The sequence below is a fragment of the Streptomyces sp. NPDC042346 genome, from assembly GCF_055581845.1.
The window spans coordinates 43,675-65,057 of the sequence record NZ_JBVJEH010000004.1 but is presented as its reverse complement, the minus strand read 5'-3'; the positions used below and the strand labels follow the sequence as shown (position 1 = coordinate 65,057).

The 21,383-nt window shown below is 73.1% G+C and carries 23 protein-coding genes and 1 pseudogene; 13 read left to right on the top strand and 11 right to left on the bottom strand.

Going from position 1 to position 21,383, the window contains the following annotated elements; genetic code table 11:
• Positions 1-70: 70 nt before the first annotated feature.
• The 3 genes and pseudogenes from folE to ACZ6K0_RS18040 form a co-directional block, all read left to right on the top strand.
• Entirely contained in the window at positions 71-676 is a 606-nt protein-coding gene (folE, locus tag ACZ6K0_RS18050; protein ID WP_376406860.1) for a GTP cyclohydrolase I FolE, read from the top strand.
• 70 nt (positions 677-746) lie between these two features.
• Complete coding sequence (locus ACZ6K0_RS18045) at positions 747-1,142, top strand: hypothetical protein (RefSeq protein WP_469230692.1); 396 nt, start codon at positions 747-749, stop codon at positions 1,140-1,142.
• Positions 1,143-1,179: 37 nt separating this feature from the next.
• A pseudogene (locus tag ACZ6K0_RS18040) lies at positions 1,180-1,416 on the top strand (SMI1/KNR4 family protein); the annotation flags it as partial.
• Between the two features lie 3 nt (positions 1,417-1,419).
• Here ACZ6K0_RS18040 and ACZ6K0_RS18035 read toward each other — a convergent pair.
• The 6 genes from ACZ6K0_RS18035 to ACZ6K0_RS18010 all read right to left on the bottom strand — a co-directional run bounded on the left by ACZ6K0_RS18035 (position 1,420) and on the right by ACZ6K0_RS18010 (position 6,386).
• On the bottom strand, positions 1,420-1,911 hold the full coding sequence (locus tag ACZ6K0_RS18035; RefSeq protein ID WP_376406856.1) for a DUF3180 domain-containing protein: 492 nt from the start codon (positions 1,909-1,911) through the stop codon (positions 1,420-1,422).
• Between the two features lie 60 nt (positions 1,912-1,971).
• Complete coding sequence (folK, locus tag ACZ6K0_RS18030; protein WP_376406854.1) at positions 1,972-2,571, bottom strand: 2-amino-4-hydroxy-6-hydroxymethyldihydropteridine diphosphokinase; 600 nt, start codon at positions 2,569-2,571, stop codon at positions 1,972-1,974.
• On the bottom strand, positions 2,568-2,927 hold the full coding sequence (gene folB, locus ACZ6K0_RS18025; RefSeq protein WP_017240053.1) for a dihydroneopterin aldolase: 360 nt from the start codon (positions 2,925-2,927) through the stop codon (positions 2,568-2,570). The genes folK and folB overlap by 4 nt, the downstream gene beginning before the upstream one ends.
• A 165-nt stretch (positions 2,928-3,092) precedes the next feature.
• Positions 3,093-3,590 (bottom strand): nuclear transport factor 2 family protein, encoded by a 498-nt coding sequence (locus tag ACZ6K0_RS18020; RefSeq protein ID WP_376406852.1) that lies wholly within the window; start codon positions 3,588-3,590, stop codon positions 3,093-3,095.
• Positions 3,587-4,447, bottom strand: coding sequence for a dihydropteroate synthase (gene folP / locus ACZ6K0_RS18015; RefSeq protein ID WP_376406850.1), 861 nt, complete (start codon positions 4,445-4,447; stop codon positions 3,587-3,589). Before folP ends, ACZ6K0_RS18020 begins: the two co-directional genes overlap by 4 nt.
• A 28-nt stretch (positions 4,448-4,475) precedes the next feature.
• Positions 4,476-6,386 (bottom strand): phosphatidylglycerol lysyltransferase domain-containing protein, encoded by a 1,911-nt coding sequence (locus tag ACZ6K0_RS18010; protein ID WP_469230689.1) that lies wholly within the window; start codon positions 6,384-6,386, stop codon positions 4,476-4,478.
• Between the two features lie 164 nt (positions 6,387-6,550).
• Here ACZ6K0_RS18010 and ACZ6K0_RS18005 point away from each other — a divergent pair, with 164 nt between their 5' ends.
• Positions 6,551-7,663, top strand: coding sequence for an alpha/beta hydrolase (locus ACZ6K0_RS18005; RefSeq protein ID WP_376406846.1), 1,113 nt, complete (start codon positions 6,551-6,553; stop codon positions 7,661-7,663).
• A 3-nt stretch (positions 7,664-7,666) separates the two neighbouring features.
• Here ACZ6K0_RS18005 and ACZ6K0_RS18000 read toward each other — a convergent pair whose 3' ends face one another.
• Positions 7,667-8,701 (bottom strand): ABC transporter ATP-binding protein, encoded by a 1,035-nt coding sequence (locus ACZ6K0_RS18000; RefSeq protein ID WP_469230687.1) that lies wholly within the window; start codon positions 8,699-8,701, stop codon positions 7,667-7,669.
• Positions 8,702-8,846: 145 nt separating this feature from the next.
• Between ACZ6K0_RS18000 and ACZ6K0_RS17995 the strand changes: the two genes are divergently transcribed.
• The 5 genes from ACZ6K0_RS17995 to ACZ6K0_RS17975 all read left to right on the top strand — a co-directional run bounded on the left by ACZ6K0_RS17995 (position 8,847) and on the right by ACZ6K0_RS17975 (position 13,064).
• Positions 8,847-9,533 carry an ABC transporter permease gene (locus tag ACZ6K0_RS17995; RefSeq protein WP_376406842.1) on the top strand — a complete coding sequence of 229 codons (687 nt, stop codon included), beginning with the start codon at positions 8,847-8,849 and terminating at the stop codon, positions 9,531-9,533.
• A 1-nt stretch (position 9,534) separates the two neighbouring features.
• Positions 9,535-10,215, top strand: coding sequence for an ABC transporter permease (locus ACZ6K0_RS17990; protein WP_469230685.1), 681 nt, complete (start codon positions 9,535-9,537; stop codon positions 10,213-10,215).
• A gap of 26 nt (positions 10,216-10,241) precedes the next feature.
• Entirely contained in the window at positions 10,242-11,240 is a 999-nt protein-coding gene (locus tag ACZ6K0_RS17985) for an ABC transporter substrate-binding protein (RefSeq protein WP_376406839.1), read from the top strand.
• 130 nt (positions 11,241-11,370) lie between these two features.
• Positions 11,371-12,537, top strand: coding sequence for a hypothetical protein (locus ACZ6K0_RS17980; RefSeq protein ID WP_469230683.1), 1,167 nt, complete (start codon positions 11,371-11,373; stop codon positions 12,535-12,537).
• Positions 12,534-13,064 carry a GNAT family N-acetyltransferase gene (locus ACZ6K0_RS17975; protein WP_469230681.1) on the top strand — a complete coding sequence of 177 codons (531 nt, stop codon included), beginning with the start codon at positions 12,534-12,536 and terminating at the stop codon, positions 13,062-13,064. The genes ACZ6K0_RS17980 and ACZ6K0_RS17975 overlap by 4 nt, the downstream gene beginning before the upstream one ends.
• Positions 13,065-13,085: 21 nt before the next feature.
• On the opposite strand, the gene ACZ6K0_RS17970 is transcribed toward ACZ6K0_RS17975, so the two are convergent.
• Together ACZ6K0_RS17970 and ACZ6K0_RS17965 are read right to left on the bottom strand one after the other, a co-directional pair.
• Positions 13,086-14,228: an NADH-quinone oxidoreductase subunit D gene (locus ACZ6K0_RS17970; RefSeq protein ID WP_376406833.1), complete on the bottom strand. Its 1,143-nt coding sequence runs from the start codon at positions 14,226-14,228 to the stop codon at positions 13,086-13,088.
• Positions 14,229-14,269: 41 nt separating this feature from the next.
• Positions 14,270-15,415, bottom strand: a complete 1,146-nt coding sequence (locus tag ACZ6K0_RS17965; protein ID WP_469230679.1) for an SAM-dependent methyltransferase — start codon at positions 15,413-15,415, stop codon at positions 14,270-14,272.
• 97 nt (positions 15,416-15,512) lie between these two features.
• Between ACZ6K0_RS17965 and ACZ6K0_RS17960 the strand changes: the two genes are divergently transcribed.
• A complete protein-coding gene (locus ACZ6K0_RS17960; protein WP_376406829.1) occupies positions 15,513-16,715 on the top strand; it encodes a sensor histidine kinase in 1,203 nt (400 codons plus the stop codon).
• Positions 16,716-16,770: 55 nt separating this feature from the next.
• Positions 16,771-17,454: a response regulator gene (locus ACZ6K0_RS17955; RefSeq protein ID WP_376406827.1), complete on the top strand. Its 684-nt coding sequence runs from the start codon at positions 16,771-16,773 to the stop codon at positions 17,452-17,454.
• A gap of 117 nt (positions 17,455-17,571) precedes the next feature.
• On the opposite strand, the gene ACZ6K0_RS17950 is transcribed toward ACZ6K0_RS17955, so the two are convergent.
• Positions 17,572-18,654 carry a DUF5937 family protein gene (locus ACZ6K0_RS17950; RefSeq protein ID WP_469231472.1) on the bottom strand — a complete coding sequence of 361 codons (1,083 nt, stop codon included), beginning with the start codon at positions 18,652-18,654 and terminating at the stop codon, positions 17,572-17,574.
• A gap of 106 nt (positions 18,655-18,760) precedes the next feature.
• On the opposite strand from ACZ6K0_RS17950, the gene ACZ6K0_RS17945 reads away from it, so the two are divergent.
• Positions 18,761-18,961: a hypothetical protein gene (locus ACZ6K0_RS17945; protein WP_376406825.1), complete on the top strand. Its 201-nt coding sequence runs from the start codon at positions 18,761-18,763 to the stop codon at positions 18,959-18,961.
• A 37-nt stretch (positions 18,962-18,998) separates the two neighbouring features.
• On the opposite strand, the gene ACZ6K0_RS17940 is transcribed toward ACZ6K0_RS17945, so the two are convergent.
• Positions 18,999-20,174 (bottom strand): threonine aldolase family protein, encoded by a 1,176-nt coding sequence (locus ACZ6K0_RS17940; protein ID WP_469230676.1) that lies wholly within the window; start codon positions 20,172-20,174, stop codon positions 18,999-19,001.
• A gap of 125 nt (positions 20,175-20,299) precedes the next feature.
• Between ACZ6K0_RS17940 and ACZ6K0_RS17935 the strand changes: the two genes are divergently transcribed.
• Positions 20,300-21,262 carry a Rossmann-like and DUF2520 domain-containing protein gene (locus tag ACZ6K0_RS17935; RefSeq protein WP_376406821.1) on the top strand — a complete coding sequence of 321 codons (963 nt, stop codon included), beginning with the start codon at positions 20,300-20,302 and terminating at the stop codon, positions 21,260-21,262.
• The last annotated feature ends 121 nt before the right edge of the window (positions 21,263-21,383 follow it).

Here is a 21,383-nt window from a genome sequence, read left to right as displayed (position 1 = left end):
CGCCCCCACAGGTTTTAGCCTGTGGGGGCGCGGCATTTCGCGCACTTCAGAGACGGAACGAGGCAAAGAGATGACCGACCCGGTGACGCTGGACGGCGAGGGCAGGATCGGCGAGTTCGACGAGAAGCGCGCCGAGAACGCCGTACGAGAGCTCCTCATCGCGGTCGGCGAGGACCCGGACCGCGAGGGCCTGAGGGAGACGCCGGCGCGGGTGGCGCGGGCGTACAGGGAGATGTTCGCCGGGCTGTGGCAGAAGCCCGAGGACGTTCTGACCACGACGTTCGATCTCGGACACGACGAGATGGTCCTCGTGAAGGACATCGAAATCGTTAGTCACTGCGAGCACCACCTCCTGCCGTTCCACGGGGTGGCTCACATCGGCTACATCCCGGCCGATTCGGGCAAGATCACAGGGCTGTCGAAGCTGGCACGCCTCGTCGACGTCTTCGCTCGCCGTCCGCAGGTGCAGGAACGACTCACCACGCAGATCGCCGATTCGCTGATGCGGATCCTCGACGCCCGTGGCGCGATCGTCGTGATCGAAGCCGAGCACATGTGCATGTCGGTACGAGGCATCCGCAAGCCGGGCGCCAAGACGACCACCTCGGCGGTACGTGGCCAACTTCGTGACGCTACTACACGCGCTGAGGCAATGTCCCTGATATTGGCTCGCTAGTAGCGGTCTGCCGAGAGTGCCCCATACCGTCCGGATCGGTGAGGTTGATCGCTGATCGAGGGGGACCGGTATGGGGTACGGGCTTGCGAGCAAGCAGCTGGTGAATCTGCTCGGGGGGTGCGCCCAGGCGAAGAGTGTGGCTCCTGGCGACGTGATGTGGACGCTGGACGGCGACCGGGCGGTGCGCACCACGGTCGCGGAAGTAGCCGCGGTCAAAGCTCGCTCCGCCGTCGAGGTGGTCACCGACCACATGACGTTCCTGGCCAGCCCGGACCTCTTGCTGGCCACCCCGGACGGCTGGACACATGCCGGGGACGCGGCGGGCACGACCGTGGCGTGGACGCACGCGCGCAAACTGTGCCGCGAGCGCTTCACGATCCGGCCGGGCTACGAGTTCGGCTACTTCGTGGGGGCTTCCGTGAGCCCTGGTAGGCCCGGACCGGGCGATGTCGGTGCGGACGGCTAGCCTGCGCGGATGGAGGAGGCGGTCTGCGACGGTCGGAGGGCAGCGGGGCGTCGTCGCCGGGAATCTGTCCGACTTCCTGTGGGTACTGGCCGACGGCTTCGGGCCGATGGAGGCCGCTCTGTACCCAGAGCGGGAGCCGCGCCCGGACCCGGCCCTGGCTGAGCTCGCCGAGCAGCACGCGAATACCCCGCGGCGAGCCGCCCGGGAGATCGTCGCCGAGGCCCGGGCGGAGTTCGGGACCTTCTCCGACGATCTCGACGAACTGTGTCGCTGAGCCTCAGGCCCGGGCCTTGCCCGGGCCTTCGCCGTTGTCGTCCGGGTCTTCCGGGAGTTTGCAGACGCGTTCCAGGAAGAGGGCCGCGGCGATGACTGCGATGCCCGCGGCGACCGCGAGGGCGGCGTAGAGGGCCTGGTCGCGGCGGGCCGGGACGTCCAGGGAGCCGAGGAGGAAGACGCCCGTGCCGCCGTACATGCCGGCGACGAGGGCGGCTACCAGGGCGCTCGCCTGGCCGAAGACCACCGCGCGGGCCGCCATCAGGGGCTCGACGCCCTTGGCGCCTGGGCGGCGCTCGCGCTGGGCCTTGAGGCGGGACCGGATCGAGAGGGCGGTCGCGGTGAGGACGACCGCGATCACGGCGAGGACGATCGGTGCGGCGATCGGCACGCTGGGGAGGGTGCCGACGGAGTCCCACAGGCGGGCGCCGCCCCAGGAGAGGATGCCCGCCACGAGGAACAGTCCGGTGAGCACCTTCAGCCGCAGTTGTTTCACCGGATGTCCTTCGCGTGTCGTCGGTCGTGGTCGTGGGCGGTCTGCCACGAAGCGTAACGACTACTCGGGCAGACGGAGTTCCAGGTCGACACGGGGCGTGACGCCTTCGCTGCCGAGGGCGGCGAGCAGTTCGGCGACCGGGCCGCGGCCGGGGAGCTGGGCGGCGGGGTCCACGTCGTGCCAGGGGGCGAGGACGAAGGCCCGCTCGTGGGCGCGGGGGTGCGGGAGGGTGAGGACGGGGTCCTCGGAGACCACGTCCGCGTACGTGATGATGTCGACGTCGATGGTGCGGGAGCCCCAGCGCTCCTCGCGGACGCGGTGGAAGGCCTCCTCGACGGCGTGTGCCCGCTCCAGGAGGGAGGAGGGCGGCAGGGTCGTCTTCACGAGCGTGACGGCGTTGAGGTACGAGGGCTGGCTGCCGGGCTCGACGCCCCAGGGCTCCGTCTCGTACACGGGGGAGACGGCCTTGACCCGGAGGCCCGGGGTGTCCGCGAGGGCGTCGACGGCCCCCTGGAGGGTCTCCAGGCGGTTGCCGAGGTTGGCGCCGAGGGCGAGGACGGCCCAGCGGGGGTTGGACAGGGTCGTGTCGGCCGCGTCGACGGTGGCGACGACGGACGCCGGTACGGGCTGGACGGTGGGGTCGCTCTGCGTCGGCTTCATCGTCGGCTCCGGGTGATCGTGATGGTCACGTCGTCGAAGGGCACGGTGATGGGTGCGTCCGGCTTGTGGACGACGACTTCCACCTCCTGTACCCCGGCGTGGCTGAGGCACTGCTGGGCGATGCGCTCGGCCAGGGTCTCGATGAGGTCGACGGGCTCGCCCTGGACGACGTCGACGACTTCCTCGGCGACGATGCCGTAGTGCACGGTCTTCGCCAGGTCGTCGTCGGCGGCCGCCGGGCGGGTGTCCAGGCCGAGGACCAGGTCCACGATGAAGGTCTGGCCCTCCTCGCGCTCCTTGGGGAAGACGCCGTGGTGGCCTCGGGCCTTGAGGCCGCGCAGCGCGACACGATCCACGCGAATCACTCCTGCTGTCGTAGTTCGGGTGGCCACGCAGCCGGTTGCGGACGGCCGGGTGTCCACTTCGAATCTACCTGCGGGGACCGACAGCGCTTGCCCTCGGGGCCAGGAGAGGGGCGGGACGGGGGTCCGCGGCGGGCCGGGACGAGGGGCCGTGGCGGGTCAGGACGGGGGTTCCGTGCCGTCGATTCCGGGGGGCTCGGTGTCCGTTCCGTCGGTCTCGGTGAGGACGGGCGAGGCGTGGTGGGACCAGATCTTCCAGCCGTCCGGTGTGCTGCGGAACACATTGGTGGCGACGACGAGCTGGCCGACGAGCGGGCCGAGCTCGGCGCCGTCCTCGGCGGGTCCGCCGCTGAGGATGTTCTCGGTGCACGTGACGACGGCGGTGGCGCCGGCCAGGGAGATCCTGAGGTCGGTGAGGAAGAACTGGATGTACTCCGTGTTCGCCATGATCAGGGCGTACGAGCGGAGCACCTCGCCGCGGCCGGTGAGGACGGGCCAGCCGGGGTGGACGCAGGTGATGGGGGTGGCCCCGTCGTCGAGCCAGAGGGCGGAGACGCCCTCGAAGTCGCCGGTCTCCATCGCCTCGTAGAAGGCGGTGTTGGCGGCTTCGACGGCCGCCTCGTCGGCGGCGCGGCCCGTTCCCGGGGTGCGGCTCACGCGGCTCCCTCGACGGCCCTGGCGACGCGAACGGCGTCGGCGGTGGCCCTGACCTCGTGGACGCGGACGGCCCACGCGCCCTCGTGGGCGGCGATGGCGGAGACGGCGGCGGTGGCGGCGTCGCGCTCGCGGGCGGGGGGCGGGGTGGCGCCGTCGCGGGTGAGGACGTGGCCGAGGAAGCGCTTGCGGGAGGCGGCGACGAGGAGGGGCCGGCCGAGGGCGCGGAGCTCGGGGAGGTGGGCGACGAGGGCCAGGTCGTGGGGGGCGAGCTTGGCGAAGCCGAGGCCGGGGTCGACGACGATGCGCTCGGGGGCGATGCCGCCGTCGATGACGGCCTCCAGGCGGGTGCGGAGTTCGGCGACGACCTCGGCGACGACGTCGTCGTACACGGCGAGGCTGTTCATGTCCTGGCTGAAGCCGCGCCAGTGCATGACGACGAAGGGGACTTCGGCGGCGGCGACGGCGGGGACCATGCCGGGGTCGGCGAGTCCGCCGCTGACGTCGTTGACGAGGACGGCTCCGGCCTCGACGGCGCGGGCGGCGACGGCGGCGCGCATGGTGTCGACGGAGACGGTGACGCCTTCGGCGGCGAGTCCGCGGACGACGGGGACGACGCGGCGGAGTTCTTCCTCCTCGTCGACGCGGCTGGCGCCGGGGCGGGTGGACTCGCCGCCGACGTCGACGAGGTCGGCGCCCTGGGCGACGAGGTCGAGGCCGTGTTTGACGGCGGCCGTGGTGTCGAACCAGCGGCCGCCGTCGGAGAAGGAGTCGGGGGTCACGTTGACCACGCCCATGACCGCGCAGCGGTCCCACTCCGGCAGGCCCTGGGCCGTGCCCCGGTCGATCGTCGTACTCATGTGTCCAGCGTAGGGCCCAGGGGTGGCATCAGGCCGCGTGGACCTCGCGTGCGACGGACGCGGGCGCGGTCGAGGGCGCGGAGGCGGAGGCCGTGGAGCGTGCGGGGGCGGAGGCGGGCGGGGACGCGGTGACGATGTGGGCGCAGGGCCTGGGGGCCGGGGCGGGGCGTCGGCGGGGGAAGAGCCGGGGGAGGGAGACGGTGACGAATCCTTCGGCGCGCATGGCGGCGAGGCCGATGCGGGGCAGGTCGCGGCTGTTGCGGTAGACGACGAAGCGGGGTTCCCAGCGGGGCCGGAACTTGGCGTTGAACTTGTAGAGCGACTCGATCTGGAACCAGCGGGAGAGGAAGACGAGGAGTCCGCGCCAGACGCGGAGGACGGGTCCGGCGCCGATCTTCTCGCCGCGGGCGAGGGCGGAGCGGAACATCGCGAAGTTGAGGGAGACGCGGTCGATGCCGAGGGCGGGGGAGGCCTGGAGGGCGGCGACGATGAGGAGTTCGTTCATGCCGGGGTCGGCGGAGCGGTCACGGCGCATGAGTTCGAGCGACATGCCGTCGGGGCCCCAGGGCACGAAGTGGATGATCGCTTTGAGGTCGCCGTAGGGGGAGTGGGGGTCCTCGCCGGCGTCGCTCTTGTGGGCGGTCGCTATGACGGCGTCTCCGTCGCCGGGGGCGCCGATGCGGCCGAGGGCCATGGAGAAGCCGCGTTCGGTGTCGGTGCCGCGCCAGTCGGCGGCGGCGCGGCGGACTCGTTCCAGTTCCTCGTCGTCGAGGTCGCGGACGCGGCGGACCTGGGTGGTGTAGCCGTTGCGTTCGATGCGCTTGACCATCTGGCGGACGTTGCGCATGGCGCGGCCGGCGAGGGAGAAGTCGGCGACGTCGACGATCGCCTCGTCGCCGAGTTCGAGGGCGTCGAGGCCGGTCTCGCGGGTCCAGACCTGGCCGCCGGTCTCGGAGCAGCCCATGACGGCGGGGGTCCAGGAGTGGGCCTTGGCCTCGTCCATGAAGCGTTCGATGGCGCCGGGCCAGGCTTCGACGTCGCCGATGGGGTCGCCGCTGGCGAGCATCACGCCGGAGAGGACGCGGTAGCAGACGGCGGCCTTGCCGCTGGGGGAGAAGACGACGCCCTTGTCGTGGCGGAGGGCGAAGTGGCCGAGGGAGTCGCGGCCGCCGTGCTGGTCGAGGAGGGCGCGGAGTCGGGTCTCGTCGTCGGCGGTGAGGCGGGCGGCGGGGTGCTCGGGGCGGAAGGCGAGGTAGATGGTGGTGAGGGCGGTGAGCATGCCGAGGGCGCCGAGGGAGTAGCCGACGGTCCAGTCGACGCCGCGGGTGTAGGCGACGGGGCCTTCGACGCCGAGGAGTCCGTACAGGACGTGTTCGAGGCGGTCGGTGAGGCTGGGGTCGCCGACGACGCGGCGGGGGTGGGCGCTGACGATGACGAGGCCGAGGGCGATGGATCCGGCGCCCATGACGACGAAGTTGGCGAGGGCCCGCCAGCGGCTGCGCGGGTCGGGGAGGGCGGCGAATTCGTCGCGGTGGCGCAGCAGGAGGGCGAGGAGGGCGAGGGAGAAGAGGGCGCCGATGACGGAGTGGCGCCAGACGAACTGGGCGGCGGCGCCGACGGGGAGGAGGACGACGGCGGCGCGCCAGGCGCGGCGCTTGTGGCGCTTGAGGCCGTGGGCGAGGAGCAGGAGGAGGACGCCGGCGCTGAGGGAGAGGGCGGCGGAGAGGTGGCCGAGGGTGCCGGGGAGGATCTCGGCGACGGCGTGCATGCGGCTGGCGCGGAAGCGGGGGAAGACTCCGGCGGCGATGTCGATGAGGCCGCCGAGGGTGCAGGCCGTGCCGACGAGGGCGGGGACCTTCTCGGGGCGGGGTCCGCGGAGAATCCGGCGTACACGAACCGGAACCAATCGCGATTTGTCCCCATCTACCGTGACAGACATGGCTTCCCGTACTTCCCGTGGTCCTGCGAGGGGTCTCTGACTCCGGCCGGGCCCTGCGGCGCGTTCGGCGGGCCGTACCGGCTGTGCGACCTCTATGACGGGGTGGTGCGGGGCCGGGTTCATCGGTTCACAGGAAATTCTTGGAAAGAAGGCTCGGTCGTCTCATGGGGCTCACCAGCAACAAAGTTCTTCTGCTGGCCGTGGTGCTGGCCGTGCTGCTGTTCCTCGCCACGGTCTGGCTGTGGCCGCGCCTGGCGCGGCGCGGGTGGCGTGCGGTCCTGGGGCGGGTGGGGTTGCTGTTCGTGACCCAGGTGGCGCTGTTCGCGGCGGTGGGTCTCGCGGCGAACCGGTCCTTCCTCTTCTACGGATCCTGGGCGGACCTGTTCGGGCAGGAGCAGGACATGGGGGTGGTCGTCGACCACGCGGCCGGCTCGAAGGACGTGCGGGTGGTCGAGAAGCAGGGGCTGAACGTGCCGGGCGGGTCCCGGCCGGACGTCGGCGGCCAGATACAGAAGGTCGTCGTCGCGGGGGACCGGTCGGGGATCGTCTCGCCGGCCTACGTCTACCTGCCGCCGGAGTACTTCCAGGCGCGGTACGCGAAGAGCACGTTCCCGGCGGCGGTGGTCCTCACGGGGTACCCGGGCACGGCGGAGAACCTGATCAAGGGGCTGAAGTACCCGAGGACGGCGTACACGCAGGTGAAGGCCGGGAAGATGCAGCCGATGATCCTGGTGATGCTGCGTCCGACGGTGGCGCCGCCGCGGGACACCGAGTGCGTGGACATCCCCGGGGGCCCGCAGACGGAGACCTTCTTCGCGGAGGACCTGCCGAAGGCGGTGTCGGAGACGTACCGGGTGGGGACGAAGCCCCGGAACTGGGGCTTCATGGGGAACTCGACGGGCGGGTACTGCGCGCTGAAGATCGCGCTGCACCACCCGGACCGGTACGCGGCGGGGGCGGGTTTCTCGGCGTACTACCGGGCGGCGGAGGACGTGACGACGGGCGACCTCTTCCACGGCGACGACCGGCTGCGGAAGCGGGGGGACCTGCTGTGGAGCCTGGACCACCTGCCGCGGGGGAAGTCGTCGTTCCTGGTGACGACGTCGAAGCAGGGCGAGGGCAACCTGAAGGGGACGCTCGACTTCGTGAAGAAGGTGAAGAGCCCGGCGCGGGTCTCGTCGATCACGCTGGAGAGCGGCGGCCACAACTTCAACACGTGGAACCGGGAGATCCCGCCGGGTCTTGTCTGGATGGCGGGGCGGCTCAGCGCGGCCTGACGCCTACTCCGTGGACGCCTTGGACACCTGGGATGCCGTGGACTCCGAGGACGCCTTGGACACCGTGGACTCCGCGGTGGCCCGGCGCAGGGCGCTGTGGACTCCCTCCGGGGTGAGGACGCCGAGCGGGCGGCCGTCGGCGCCGGTCACGGTGAGCCGGCCGGTGTCGTGCTGGAGCAGCACGGCGAGGGCGTCCTTGAGGGAGGACCCGAGAGTTACGGGGGCGGGGGCGCCGTCCCCGTCCACGCCCGCGTCCTTCGGGAGCGGGTCGAGGTCGGCCTCGGTGACGGGTGTGACGGCGAGCCGCTTGAGCCCGCGGTCGCTGCCGACGAAGTCCGCGACGTACGGGGTGGCGGGGGAGCCGAGCACGGTGGCCGGGGTGTCGAACTGTTCGATGCGGCCCTGCCCGTAGACGGCCATGCGGTCGCCCATGCGGACGGCCTCCTCGATGTCGTGGGTGACGAGGAGGACGGTCTTGCGGACGGTGGCCTGGAGGGCGAGGAACTCGTTCTGGAGGCGCTCGCGGACGACGGGGTCGACGGCGCCGAAGGGCTCGTCCATGAGGAGGACGGGCGGGTCGGCGGCGAGGGCGCGGGCGACGCCGACGCGCTGGCGCTGGCCGCCGGAGAGCTGGGCGGGGTAGCGGGAGCCGTAGACGGCCGGGTCGAGGCCGACGAGGTCGAGGAGTTCGGCGGCACGCGCGCGTGCGGCGGCCTTCTTCCAGCCGAGGAGGGCGGGGACGGTCGCGGTGTTGTCGAGGACCGTGCGGTGGGGGAAGAGCCCGACCTGCTGGATGACGTAGCCGATCTTGCGGCGCAGGGCGACCGGGTCGACGCCGGCGATGTCGCGGCCGTCGACGAGGACGCGGCCTGAGGTCGGTTCGACGAGCCGGTTGACCATCATCATCGTGGTCGTCTTGCCGCAGCCCGACGGCCCCACCAGGGTGACGAGTTCGCCCTCGGCGACCTCGAAGGAGAGGTCGTCCACGGCGGTGGTGCCGTCCTCGTACCGCTTGGTCACGTTCTCGAACCGGATCATGGTTCCCCATTCTTACCCCTGGACACCGGGGGTGTGTGAAGGGCGTGTTGCCGCATTGTGGCGGATCCCGGTGATTGTCGGTGGCGGGGGTTAGGGTCGTCAGACATACGTTCGGGGCGGGCGGACGACCCGGGGGGAGGGGCGGATGAGCACGCCGAACTGTCTGGTCACCAACGACTGGATATGCGGGGAGTATCTCCGCACGCGCAGCGAGGAACTGACGGAGGCGACCCTCCAGCATGTGGGAATCACGGTCGTGTCCGTGCTCCTCGCGCTGCTCGTCGCGGTGCCGCTGGCGCTCCTCGTGCGGGCCAGACCGCGCTTCGCGGGCCCGGTCCTCGGACTGACGACCCTGCTCTACACGGTGCCGTCGCTCGCGATGTTCTCGCTGCTCCTGCCCGTCTTCGGGCTCTCGGCCGCGCTCGTCGTGACCGGCCTCGTGCTGTACGCGCTGACGATCCTCGTGCGGAACACCCTGGCGGGGCTCGACGCCGTCCCGGCCGAGACGCGCGAGGCCGCCCGGGGCATGGGGTACGGCTCGTGGCGGCTGCTGTGGGAGGTCGAACTGCCGCTGGCGCTGCCGGTGCTGATGGCCGGGATACGCATGGCGACGGTCTCCACGATCGCCCTGACGACGGTCGGCTCGGTCGTCGGCCGCGGCGGGCTCGGCAATCTCATCGAGGACGCGCTGCCGACCTTCTTCAAGGCGCAGGTGCTCGCCGCCTCCGTGCTGTGCGTGCTGCTCGCCGTCACCGCCGACCTGCTGCTCCTCGGCCTCCAGCGGCTCCTGACGCCGTGGGCCCGGATACGGACCGCGCCGGGGGGTGCGTGAGATGGGCATCGTGACGGACGCCTGGACCTGGCTCACCACCGGCGCGCACTGGACCGGCGAGGAGGGCATCGGGCAGCGCCTCGCCGAGCACGTGTACGTGAGCGGGGCGGCCCTGCTGATCGCCTCGGCGATCGCGCTGCCGCTCGGGCTGTGGCTCGGTCATCTCGGCCGGGGCGGGGCGCTCGCGGTGAACGTGTCCAACGTGGGGCGGGCGGTCCCCGTCTTCGCGGTCCTCGCGCTGTTCATGGTCTCGCCCCTGCGGAACGCCGGCTATGTGCCGACCGTCGTCGCCCTGGTGCTGTTCGCGATACCGCCGCTCCTCACCAACGCGTACGTGGGGATGCGGGAGGTCGACCGGGCCGCGGTGCGGGCCGCGCGCGGCATGGGGATGACGGGCGGCCAGCTCTTCCTGCGCGTCGAACTGCCGCTGGCGCGGCCGGTGGTGATGGCCGGGGTGCGCTCGGCGGCGGTGCAGGTGATCGCCACGGCGACGGTCGCGGCCATGGTCGGCCAGGGCGGCCTGGGCCGGATCATCACGGCCGGCTTCGCCCTCTACGACACCGCGCAGGTGGTCGCGGGCGCCGTGCTCGTGGCCCTGCTCGCCCTCCTGGTGGAGGCGGTGCTCGCGGGAGCGGACCGGCTCCTGGCGGGCCCGTCGCGTGCGCGCGCATCGAATGACTGAACGACCTACTGAAGCCGATGAATGAGATGGGTGGTCTTGTGAACAGGGTCTCGCGTATCGCGGGTGCGGTGCTGGGGACGACGGCGCTGGCCGTCGCGCTCGCCGCGTGCGGTGGTGAAAGCCTGGAGGGGGGCGAGAAGAAGTCCGGCAGCGCCGGTGACGCGCCCGCGGCCGGGGAGAAGGGCTCGCTGGTCGTGGGCGCGGCGGCCTTCACCGAGGCGAAGGTGCTCGCCGAGCTGTACGCCCAGTCGCTGCGGGCCGCCGGATACTCCGTATCCGTCACCACCGTGAAGAATCGCGAGCTGTACGAGCCCTCTCTGGAGAGCGGCGAGATCGACGTCGTACCGGAATACGCGGCGACGATCGCGGAATTCCTCAACGCGAAGGTGAACGGCCCGAAGGCGCCCGAGGACAAGCCGGTCGCTTCCGGTGACGCGACCGCCACGGTGGAGGCGCTGCGGAAGCTCGCCGAACCGCGCGGCCTCAAGGTTCTCGCGGTCGGTGAGGCGGTCGATCAGAACGCCTTCGCGGTGACCAAGGAATTCGCCGAGAAGAACAAGCTGAAGACCCTTTCCGATCTCGGCCGCTCGAAGCTCAAGGTGAAGATCGCGGCCGGTGACGAATGCGCGGTACGGCCGTTCTGCGCGCCCGGTCTGAAGAAGGCGTACGGGATCGACGTGGCCGGCATCGACCCCAAGGGCGTCGGGACCCCGCAGGCCAAGCAGGCCGTCAAGGACGGGGTGGACCAGCTGGTCCTGACGACCACCACGGACGCCACGATCGACAGCTTCGGCCTCGTCTTCCTGGAGGACGACAAGAAGCTCCAGAACGCCGACAACGTACTGCCCGTGGTCAACGCCAAGGACGCCGGCGCCCCCGAGATAGCGACCGCCCTCGACAAGATCACCAAGGTGCTGACCACAGCGGATCTCGCCGAACTCAACCGCAAGGTGGACGCCGAGCGGGCCAAGCCCGAGGACGTCGCGAAGGAGTATCTGACGACGAAGGGGCTGCTCAACAAGTAGGTCCAAGGCGGGGGGAGTCGGCTCGAAACGGAACCGGAACGGTTCATCGCCACTTCTTGTGGCGAGAAGTGGCCAAGAGATTGCCGGGCCGACACCCCACATGGCGCCTACGCACGGTAAATTTCAGGCCATGCCACGTGGACGCCACCGCCATTCCCCGCCTCTGCACAAGTTGCTGCCGCCCTCCGCGGTCGCAGGCGCCGCGGTCGTGTGCGCCGCGGTCGCCTGGCTGCCCGGCGATCTGCTCGTCGTGCGGCTGCTCGCGGTCGCCGCCGCCGCGGCGGCCGTTACCGGTGCCGTCCTCATGCGCCATTGGGACCGGAGCGCCGGTGCCCGGGTCGCCGAGCTGAACCGGGCCCGCACCGCCGACCAGTGGAAGGCCGAGGAGCGGGTCGCCGAGCTGGAGTCCGACCTGGAGGAGTCCCGCGGCCTGCGGACCCGGCTCGACGCCAAGCTCCGCGCCAAGCGCGTCGAACTCGCCGGGCTGCGCGGCGAGCACGCCGACCTCCTCCGCCGGTACGCCACCGCGGAGACCGAGCGGGCCAGCGCCCTGGAGGGCCGCCGCGTCCTCGCCCTGGAAGCGAACGGCACGGCCGGCGCGAACGCCGAGGCCGGCGCCGGGGCGAAGGCCCTGCCCGCCGCCGGGTCCACGCCCACCCCGGAGGCGTACCGCCGCGCCGCGCAGGCCCTCAAGGACCTCCCGCGCAACGCCGCCGCCCAGCACGCCCGTCGCACCGCGGCGGCGGCCCGCGCGCGGGACCTCGCCGAGCGCGTCCGCGAGACGGAGGAGCCGCAGGGGAAGCACGCGGCGGCCGCCGGGACCGAGCAGCACAGCCGTACGGCCGCCCCCGCCCTCGGGCCCGCCCCCGCACCGGCGGCCCTGCCCGCCGGGCCCGCCGCACCCTCGTCGGAGTCCGCGGTGACGTCCGACGCCTCCGCGCCCCTGCCTGTCGCGCCCACCGGGATCGCGCCCCTGCCCGCCGTCCAGGCCGCCGCGGCGATCGTCCCGTACGCGGCCCGCAGGCCCGTCCCGCGCCCCGAGGGCGGTTTCGACTTCTTCGGTGCGCAGAAGGTGGCCGCGGCCATCGAGGCCGTACAGCACACGGACCTCGCCGACGTCGTGGGCGAGGAGGTCCTCGAAGAGGCCCTGGCCGCCGAGACCCCGTTCCTCGTCCCGCTCGCCCCGCTCCCGGCACCGGTGCCGCCCCGGGCTATCGGCGAGGTCATCGACCTGACCGCGCACGACGAGACCGAGCAGATCGACGTGGCCGAACTGCGGGGCGCGGTCAGCTCGTGACGTACCGGCTCGCTCCGCTCCCCGCGGCCGAGGCGGCCCGGCGCCGCGACGAACTGATCGCCCTGTGCGCCCAGGCCTTCGGCGGATCCCCCTGGCACGAGCCCCCGCTCGGCGCCGTACGGACCGTGGACCGGCTGCTCGACAGCGCCGCGCGGAGGGACGACTTCCGCGCGGTGGCCGCTCTCGACGGCGATGACACCGACGGTTCCGGTGGCGCCGGTGACTCCGACGGCACCGGCGCCGCCCTGCTCGGCTTCGCGGCCGGATGGACCGATACCGCCCTCTCCGGCGACGAGCCCGTCTTCGAACTCGCCGAGCTGGTCGTCGGCCCCGGCAGCCAGGGCCAGGGCATCGGCCGCGCCCTCCACGACGGGCTGCTCGCGGCCGGGCCGCCCGGGCCGGTCCTGCTCATGACCCTCGACGTCCCGGAACTGACGGACCGGTACACGCGCTGGGGCTGGACGGTCGTGGACCGCAGCCGCCCCGGCAAGGAGCAGCGCGACTTCGTCGTGATGCGCCGCCCCTGATCCCAGGAGCGGGCGGGCGGCCTACTTGTCGATGTCGCCGACGACGAAGAACAGCGAGCCGAGGATCGCCACCATGTCGGCGACGAGCGTCCCCGGCAGCAGCTCGACCAGCGCCTGGATGTTGTTGAACGACGCCGAGCGGAGCTTCAGCCGGTACGGCGTCTTCTCGCCCTTGGACACCAGGTAGTAGCCGTTGACGCCGAGCGGGTTCTCGGTCCAGGCGTACGTGTGCCCCTCCGGCGCCTTCAGCACCTTCGGCAGCCGCTGGTTGATCGGGCCCTGCGGCAGCTCGGCCATCCGGTCCAGGCAGGCGTCCGCCAGGTCCAGGGAGTTGTGCGTCTGGTCGAGCAGGCACTCGAAGCGGGCCAGGCAGTCGCCCTCCTCGCGCACGGCGACCCGCAGGGTGTCCTGGAGCTCCCCGTAGGCGAGGTACGGCTCGTCACGGCGCAGGTCGAAGTCGACGCCCGAGGCGCGGGCGATCGGCCCGGACACCCCGTACGCGTGGACCGCGGCCTGCGACAGGACGCCGACCCCGCGCGTACGGCCCCGGAAGATCTCGTTGCCGAGGACCAGCCGGTCGTACACGTCCATCCGCGACCGCACGTCCGCGACGGCCTGCCGCGCCCGCCCCAGCCAGCCCGCGGGCAGGTCCTCCTTGAGGCCGCCGACCCGGTTGAACATGTAGTGCATCCGGCCGCCGGAGACCTCCTCCATCACGGCCTGGAGCTCCTCGCGCTCCCGGAAGGCGTGGAAGACCGGGGTGATCCCGCCCAGTTCGAGGGGGTACGAGCCGAGGAACATGAGGTGGTTGAGGACCCGGTTCAGCTCGGCGAGGAGCGTACGGGTCCACACGGCCCGCTCGGGGACCTCCATGCCCAGCATCCGCTCGACGGCCATGACGACCCCGAGCTCGTTGGAGAAGGCGGAGAGCCAGTCGTGACGGTTGGCCAGCATGATGATCTGCCGGTAGTCCCGCGCCTCGAAGAGCTTCTCGGCGCCGCGGTGCATGTAGCCGATCACCGGCTCGGCCTGCCGGACCACCTCGCCGTCGAGCACGAGCCGGAGGCGGAGCACACCATGGGTCGAGGGGTGCTGCGGTCCGATGTTCAGCACCATGTCGGTGCTCTCCGCCGCGCCGCCGATTCCGACCGTCGTCTCCGTCATGCGGGACAGTATCCCCCGCCCCGTATCCGCCGCCCCACGGGTCACCCGGCGACGGGCGGGACCCGTCGGGTCAGCCAGTGGAAATCGCCCAGGCCGCCGCGGGCGGTCAGCTCGGCGGCCTCGCCGGCGGAGGCGAGCGCGCGGACGTAGCCGGCGGGATCGGTCGAGGCCAGCGACAGCGGCGGCCGCTCCCCGGACACCCCGAGCCGGCGCAGGGCCTCCCGCTGGGTGACCACCTCGACGACGGCACCCCCGCCTGCCCCGGCGCCTGCTTCCGTGGCGGTCCCCCCGCCGGCCTTCCCGCCTCCTTCCGCGCCGGTCCCCCCGCCTGCCTCGGCGTCTGCCTCCGCGCCGGTCCTCCTGCCGGCCTCGGCGCCGTCCTCCGCGCCGGCCCCCCCGACCGCCTCCGCGCACGCGTCCAGGGCCACGTGGGCCGTCAGGTCGCAGCTGCCGTCCGGGACCGGCGGCACCTCGCGGCCCGCCCGGAAGCCGGTCAGCGTGCCGAAGGGCGGCCGGGAGTCCCGTACGTGCGCGTAGTCGACGGCCACCGCGCGGCCCGCCGCGAGCGAGCCCACCGCCGCCGCCCACGCCTCGTCCCGGGGCCGCCCGATCTCGGCCCGCGCGCCGGGCTCGCGCAGCGGCCACCAGCGGGCCAGCCACTCCGCGTCCGGGCCCGCGACGGGCGCCCCGAGCCGCTCCGTACCGTCCGCGCGGACCTCCACGTACCGGACGACACCCGCCGCGTCCGCCTCGGCCACGTCCACCGGCACGTTGTCGAGCCACTCGTTCGCGAAGAGGAGCCCGCGCACGCTCGCCGGCTCCGGCAGCCGGTCCGTCCACACGATCCGCGGGTCGAGCCCCGCCGGGCGGGCGGCACGCTCGACCGCGTACGCCCGGACCGCGAGGTCCGTCCCCGCGGTCGCCGCGAGGACCGCCGTGAGCAGCTCGCCCCGCCCCGCGCCCACGTCCACCAGCGCGACCTCGGCCGTTCCCAGCTCCTCCGCGACCTCGCCCAGCAGCCTGGCCACGGCCCCCGCGAAGAGCGGCGACGCGTGGACCGAGGTGCGGAAGTGCCCCGCGGGACCCTCGGGGCGCCGATAGAAGCCTCCCGGGCCGTACAGCGCCCGTTCCGTGGCCTCGCGCCACCCCTGCCACTGACACGTCTCACCCGTCACGTCATCCGTCACGTGCCCCAGTCTCCACCTCGGGGAGTACGGGCCCGTCGCCAAGGATCGACCCCACGGTTGATCCCCGCACCTATCGACCTTCCCTACTCTGGGTGACGTGCAGCGCCTCTACGACTTCATCCGCAGACACCCGACGGGCGTCGACACCTTCTGGGCCGTCGTCCTCCTCGGGTTCTCCCTGCTGTGGGTGGCGACGACCTACCCGGCGGTCCACCATTCCGTCGCGTACGGGGTCGTCGCCGGCCTCTTCTCCCTGGTCGTGGCCCTGCGCCGACGCGCCCCGGAGAAGATGCTGCTCCTCGCCGTCGGCCTCGGCCTCGTCCAGCTCGCCTTCGGCCTGATGCCGTTCATGGCCGACTTCGCCATGCTCGTGATCGTCTTCACGGTCGCGGCGCACGACGGGCCCCGCTGGGCGTCCCGCCTCGCGCTCGTCGGCGGACTCAGCGCCTCCACGCTCTCGCAGCTGAGATGGAACACGGAGGGCATCGAGTCCGTCGCGGCCCGGATCTTCTTCACGGTCATCATGACCGTGCCGTTCGCGCTCGCCTGGGTCCTCGGCGACTCGCTCCGCACCCGCCGCGCCTACTTCGCGCAGCTGGAGGAGCGGGCCTCCCGCCTGGAGCGGGAGCGCGAGGCCCAGGCCAAGGTCGCGGTCGCCGCCGAGCGGGCCCGGATCGCCCGCGAGCTGCACGACGTCGTCGCGCACAACGTGTCGGTGATGGTGGTGCAGGCCGACGGCGCCGCCTACGTCATGGACTCCTCCCCGGAGACCGCCAAGCAGGCCCTGGAGACGATCTCCACGACGGGCCGGCAGGCGCTCGCCGAGATGCGCCGCCTCCTCGGCATCCTGCGCACCGGCGAGCACCAGGAGGCCGGCGAGTACGTGCCGCAGCCCGACGTGGGCCAGATCGAGGACCTCGTCGAGCAGGTCCGCGGCGCCGGCCTCACCGTCGACTTCGCGATCGAGGGGAGCCCGCGCCCGCTGCCCAGCGGCGTCGAGCTCACCGCGTACCGGATCGTGCAGGAGGCCCTCACCAACACGCGCAAGCACGGCGGTCCCGACGTCGGCGCGAGCGTCCGGCTGGTCTACTTCGACGACGGCCTCGGGCTGCTCGTCGAGGACGACGGCCGCGGCGCTCCGCAGGAGATGTACGAGGACGGCGGCGCCGACGGGCGCGGCCATGGTCTGATCGGAATGCGCGAGCGGGTCGGCATGGTCGGCGGCACGCTGGACGCGGGCCCGCGTCCCGGCGGCGGTTTCCGCATCAGCGCACTGCTCCCCCTCAAGCCGGCCCACTGACGGCTCTGCCGCCGCTGACGCCCTTCCCGCTGACGACCCTTAAGGAACTGACCTCATGTCCATCCGCGTGATGCTCGTCGACGACCAGGTGCTGCTGCGCACCGGTTTCCGCATGGTGCTCGCCGCCCAGCCGGACATGGAGGTCGTGGCGGAGGCCGGTGACGGCGTGGAGGCGCTGGAGGTCCTGCGGTCCGCGGCGGTCGACGTCGTCCTGATGGACGTGCGCATGCCGAAGCTGGACGGGGTGGAGACGACCCGGCGGATCTGCTCGCAGCCGGACGCCCCGAAGGTCCTGATCCTGACCACGTTCGACCTCGACGAGTACGCGTTCTCGGGGCTGAAGGCGGGCGCGAGCGGCTTCATGCTGAAGGACGTGCCGCCGGCGGAGCTGCTGGGCGCGATCCGCTCGGTGCACAGCGGCGACGCGGTGGTGGCGCCCTCGACGACCCGCCGGCTGCTCGACCGCTTCTCGCCGATGCTGCCGTCGACGGGCAAGGAGACGCGGGCCGTCGACAGCGCGCTCGCACGGCTCACGGACCGGGAGCGCGAGGTGATGATGCTGGTCGCGCAGGGCCTGTCGAACGGCGAGATCGCCGCCCGGCTCGTCCTCTCGGAGGCGACGGTCAAGACCCACGTGGGCCGGATCCTGACCAAGCTGGGCCTGCGCGACCGGGTCCAGGTCGTGGTCCTGGCGTACGAGTCGGGCCTGGTCCGCGCGGGCGGCGGCGGCGCCGCGTAGCGCCCTTCGCGCCCTCGCGGCCCGGCGTCCTCGCAGCCCGAGGTCTTCGCGGCCCGGGGTCCTCGCCGCCGGGCGCCCACGCGGCCCGGCGTCCCCGCGGCCCGGCGTCCTCGCGCTCTAGCGCAGCACGCTCTCCAGGAAGTCGCTGCCGAGCCGGGCCACGATGGTCACGTCGAGCTGGTGGAGCACGTACCGGCCGCGGCGCCGGGTCGTGATGAGGCCGGCCTTCTTCAGGACCGCCATGTGCCGGGAGACCTCGGGGGCGGTGATGCCGTACGCGTCGGCCAGCTCGCCCGTCGAGTACGAGCCCCGGGCGAGGCTGCGGCACAGCCGCATCCGCATCGGGTGCGCGATCGCCTCCAGACGCAGCTTGACCGTCTGGGTCGCGGCGGCGTCGCCGAGGTCGCGGGTGGCCACGGGGTACTGGACGACCGGCTGCCAGCCGGGGGTGTGCAGGGCGAAGAGGTGCGGCCAGCCGAAGGCGGTCGGCAGGAACGTCACGCCCGAGCCCTCGGCGCTCGTCCGTCCCTGGATCAGCTTGTCGACGACGATCCGGGAGCCCTGTTCGTCCTCCTCCAGGACCATCGCGGCCGAGGCGGCGGTGACGGCCTCGGCGAGGCCCTTGCGGCGCATCAGCTCGTTCTTGTGGCGGGCGTCGGCGGCGAGCTGCACGCCGACGCGGCACCAGGTGTCGGCGAAGAAGGCCTCGTCGCAGTCCTCCAGGAGCCGCCGGATCCACGCGCGCGTGCCGGGCGGGTCGGCGAGCATCCGCTCCACGAAGGCGACCTGCCGGGGGCCGCGCGCGGCGGCCAGGTCGAGGGCGCGGCAGCGCATCCGCTCGTCGACGAGCGGGGACGGCGCGCCGTGCGTGTAGTGGCTGGCGCAGGAGATCTCCAGGGCCGCGCCCACGTACTTCTCGTCGTCCATGCGGTCGAGGTCGTCCAGCTCCTCCGCGAGGGTCCCCTGGGGCCGCGGCGGCAGGAAGATGTCCGAGCGCGTGGAGCGCCACATGAAGTCGGCCTCGTGGAGCCGGTCCGCCAGCTCGGGCTTGAGGGCGGCGGCGGTCGTGGTCGTCCAGGCGTGGAGCCGCGGGTGGTGCGCCGGCTCGGAGAGGGCGTGCAGGGCGGCGCCCAGTTCGGCCAGGGGCGAGGGGCAGAAGAGGATGCGCTCCTGCGGCAGTCCGGTGATGTCGATCGTCACGCTCACGCCCCCATGGTGCGGGGTGCGGCGGGGGTGGTGTCGCGTCGTTTGACGAGGGCCGTCAATCGGCGCGCCGGAACGCCGGGGCGCGGCGCACGGTGAGGTCATGAACGCGCTGCATCAGTACCTCTTCGACACGTACCGCGCCGAGCAACTCGGCGAGCCCCTGCCGCCCGCGCCGGGCACCCACGACGTCGCCGTCCTCCGGGCGATCGCCGACCGGCGCCGCTTCGAGCGGGTGGTCGCCGGCCGCCCGGCGCACGGCGCCCTCCGCACGGCCCTGCGGCGGTGGCTGCACACCGCCTAGGGCCTGTACGGCGGATGACGGCCGGGGCCGCGCGCGCTCAGCCCTCGATCCGGGACAGGAAGTCCCGTACCGCCGCCCGGACGTCCGCCGCCGTCCACTCCAGGCCGGGTGCCGTCACCGTCAGCTCCGTCAGGGCGACCCCCGGCGGGCCGCCCGCGCCCGGGGCGAACCAGCGGCGGAAGAGGGCGGTCCCGGTGGCCTCGGTCTGCGCGACGGCCGCGGCCGTCAGGGCCTCGGCGGTGAACGGGAGCCAGACCTGGAACTGGTGGGTGTGCGGGACCTCCGGGTGGACCCGGAACCAGCCCACGCCCGCCTCCGCGAGCTCCTCCCGCAGCGCTTCGGCCACCACGCGGGCGTGGTGCACGTACGAGGGCAGCCGGGGCAGCTCGACGGCGAGGCCCCGGAGCGCGGCGAGCGCCGCCGGGTACTGCTGGAAGAGGAGCCCGCCGTACCGGTGGCGCCAGACCCGCGCCTCCTCCATGACGTCCTCGGGACCCGCGAGCGCGGCCCCGGACAGGCCGCCGAGGGACTTGTAGAACGAGACGTACACGCTGTCGGCGAGCCCCGCGATCTCCGGGAGCCCGCGGCCGAAAGGCGTCGTGCACTCCCACAGGCGCGCGCCGTCGAAGTGGACCACCGCGTCCCGCTCGCGGGCCGCCTCGACGACCTCGGTCAGCTCAGTCCAGGACGGCAGGACGAAGCCGGCGTCGCGCAGCGGCAGCTCCAGCATCAGCGTCCCGAAGGGCTCCGGGTGGTCGCGCACCTCCTGGGCCGTCGGCAGCCGCGGCTCGTCGGTCGGGTGGACCGTACGGAGCCCGGAGACCGCGCCCAGCGCCCCGCCCTCGTGGACCTCGGGGTGGGCGAGCGGGTGGAGGGCGACGACGGGACTGCCGGTGCGGCCGGCCCAGCAGCGCAGCGCGACCTGCTGGGCCATCGTGCCGGTCGGGAAGAACACGGCGGCGGGCATCCCGAGCTCCTCGGCCACGCGCCGCTCGACCTCCTCCACCAACACGTTGCCGTACGTGTCGAGGGGCGCGTCTCCATGGCCGGCGAGCTCCGCCCAGTCGGCGAGCTCGCGCAGCCGCTGCCCGACCGTCCCGTCGACGGAGGTGTCCCACAGCTTCCGCTCGGCGCCGCCCCAGAGCTTCGCCCGGTACAGCCGGGCCGCTTCCTCGTCCACGGGATCCGTATCTCCCACCATTTCCGCTTCCATGGGTCGATCATCACACCGCCGCCCACACCCTGTGGACAGCCACGGAGGAGCGCGAAACGCTGGCGTAGCATGACCAGAAATCGTCCGGTACCCGCCGAGGACTGGAACGGAAGGCCGTCCCCACCGTGAACGCACCCACAGCGCCAGAGCCCCGAGCCCCGGAGCCCCGCCCCGAGGACCGGCCCGCTCGGCTCACCGTCGGAGTCGTCGGCGCGGGCCGCGTGGGCCCCGCCCTCGCCGCCTCGCTCCGACTCGCGGGCCACCGCCCCGTCGCCGTCTCGGCGGTCTCCGACCGCTCCCGGCGCCGCGCCGCGGAGCTCCTGCCCGACGTCCCGGTCGTCGAGCCCGCCCGCGTCCTCGCCCTCGCCGACCTGGTCCTCCTGACGGTCCCGGACGACGCCCTGCCGGGCCTCGTCGAGGGCCTCGCCGACACCGGAGCCGTACGGCCGGGGCAGCTGCTCGTGCACACCTCCGGGCGGTACGGCGTACGGGTCCTCGACCCGGTCCGCCGGGCCGGCGCCCTCCCGCTCGCCCTGCACCCCGCCATGACCTTCACCGGCACCGCCGTGGACGTCCAGCGGCTGGCCGGCTGCTCCTTCGGGGTGACGGCGCCCGAGGAGCTGCGGCTCGCGGCCGAGGCCCTGGTCATCGAGATGGGCGGCGAGCCCGAGTGGATCGCCGAGGACGCCCGCCCGCTCTACCACGCGGCCCTGGCCCTCGGCGCGAACCACCTGGTCACCCTGGTGGCCCAGTCGATGGAGCTGCTCCGCAAGGCCGGCGTCGCCGCACCCGACCGCATGCTGGGCCCCCTCCTCGGCGCGGCCCTGGACAACGCCCTGCGGTCCGGGGACGCGGCCCTGACCGGACCCGTCGCGCGCGGCGACGCCGGCACGGTCGCCGCCCACGTCGCCGAGCTGCGCAAGCACGCGCCCGGCACCGTCGCCGGCTACCTGGCGATGGCCCGCACGACCGCCGACCGGGCGCTCGCGCACGGCCTGCTCAAGCCCGAGCTGGCCGAGGACCTCCTGGGCGTGCTCGCCGCCGACCCCACCCCCGCCGCCGACGGGCCGCAAGGAGACGACCGATGACCCTCTTCGCCCGCAACAGCACCGGGAGCACCGGGAGCACCGGGAGCACCGGGAGCACCGGGACCGGCGACGGCGGCCGGCGGGTTCGCCACGAGCCGGCCGAACTCGTCCCCACGGTGGA